At 68.9% G+C, this 1,651-nt stretch carries 1 protein-coding gene; it reads left to right on the top strand.

Features of this window, described 5'->3' with window-relative positions; translation table 11 throughout:
• The first annotated feature begins 103 nt into the window (after positions 1 to 103).
• Entirely contained in the window at positions 104 to 1,435 is a 1,332-nt protein-coding gene (locus DKT69_RS04025; protein WP_109800250.1) for an IS4 family transposase, read from the top strand.
• The last annotated feature ends 216 nt before the right edge of the window (positions 1,436 to 1,651 follow it).

Here is a 1,651-nt window from a genome sequence, read left to right as displayed (position 1 = left end):
CAATGCCGCGTAGCCTAAGTTGATCATGGTGTTGGGTGGGTATCCGGGGGTCTGCGGCGTGGCGGGATGACGCCGATGGTCCTGACCGTTTTGATCACGGGTCATGGCGGCGGATGTGGTGGGTCGTCCGGGTGTGCGGCCGGATCAGGTCACGCTCGGGGTGTTGATCTCGCAGGTGCCCAGGGATGCCGTCGATGAGGCTGTCGCGGTGTGCGGGGTGCGGGAGAAGCGGTCGGACGGCAAGCTGCCTGCGCACGTGACGGCGTATCTGACGTTGGGGTTGGCGTTGTTCCCCGAGGACGACTACACCGAGGTCGCGACGAGGGTGACCGGGTCGTTGGACCGGTTCGGGTGCTGGGATGCCGGCTGGAGCGTGCCGACCTCGAGTGCGATCACTCAGGCCCGTAAGCGGTTGGGGCGGGCGGTGTTCAGCGAGCTGTTCGAGAATACGTGCGGGCCGGTCGCGGGGCGCGTGGGCCCGACCTCGGCGGTCACCGCGTTGGGTACGGCACGGGGGTCGTTCCTGCGGTCGTGGCGGCTGCTGGCGATCGACGGGTTCGAGGTCGACGTGCCCGACAGCGACGACAACGCCGCCGAGTTCGGGTACGCCGGGTCCGGTGAGAATCGGTCGGCGTTTCCCAAGGCCCGGGTGGTGGCACTGGCCGAGTGCGGCACGCACGCGTTCGTCGCCGCCGAGATCGGCGGCTACGCCACTGGGGAGAAGACCCTCGCGGCCCGGTTGTACCCGCGCCTTCGGCCTGACGAGTTGTTGACCGCCGACCGCGGGTTCTACTCCTGGACCGCATGGGATACCGCGCAGGCCACCGGCGCGGCGCTGGTGTGGCGGGCCCCGACCCAACTCGACCTGCCCGTGGTCAGGGTCTTGCCCGACGGCACCTATCTGACCGTCCTGATCAAACCCACGATCCGGGGTGGACGCCGCGAACGGCTCCTGGCCGCCGCCCGCGCCGGACAGGACCTGGACGACATCAACGCCGTCCCGGACGCCTTCGACGACCGCGGTCTGCCGGTCGTCCACCTTGCCCGGGTGATCGAGTACGACGTGCCCGACCGGGAAGGTAACGGCACCGGCGAGCTGATCGTCCTGCTGTCCACGATCACCAGCCCCGGCCAGGCCCGGGCCGATGAGCTGGCCGCCGCCTACCATCAACGCTGGGAACAGGAGACCGGCCACGACCAGCTCAAGACTCATCTGCGCGGGCCCGGCAGGATACTGCGCTCCAAACTTCCCGACCTGGTCTACCAGGAGATCTGGGCCTACCTGATCATCCACCACGCGATCAGCGCCCTGACCGCCCAGGCCTCCGCCGCCGCCGACCTGGACCCCGACCGGATCTCCTTCACCAAGGCCCTACGCCTGGTCCGCCGCACCGCCACCGGCACGGCGGACATTCCCCCCTCAGGACTGGGCTGACGCCCTGCCCAAGCACCTGACCGACCTCGCCGCTCTCCTGATCCCCGACCGCCGGGAACGCACCTACCCCCGCGCCGTCAAACGCGCACGCCACAACCAGTACCGCGTCAAGAAACCCGACGAACCAGGCGGCGTCCGCCACGACAGACCCGCCACGATCCGGCTCTACAAGCTCAGCCACCAAACTCCATGATCAACTTAGGCTACGCGGCATTG

Source organism: Micromonospora sicca, assembly GCF_003172935.1.
In the GTDB taxonomy this organism is placed as follows: Bacteria; Actinomycetota; Actinomycetes; order Mycobacteriales; family Micromonosporaceae; genus Micromonospora; species Micromonospora sicca.
This window is presented reverse-complemented; position numbering and strand designations above follow the sequence as displayed.

Bases quoted from the DNA above. Each gene is read 5' to 3' on its own strand.
- DKT69_RS04025 (WP_109800250.1), top strand. From the start codon at position 104: ATGGCGGCGGATGTGGTGGGTCGTCCGGGTGTGCGGCCGGATCAGGTC.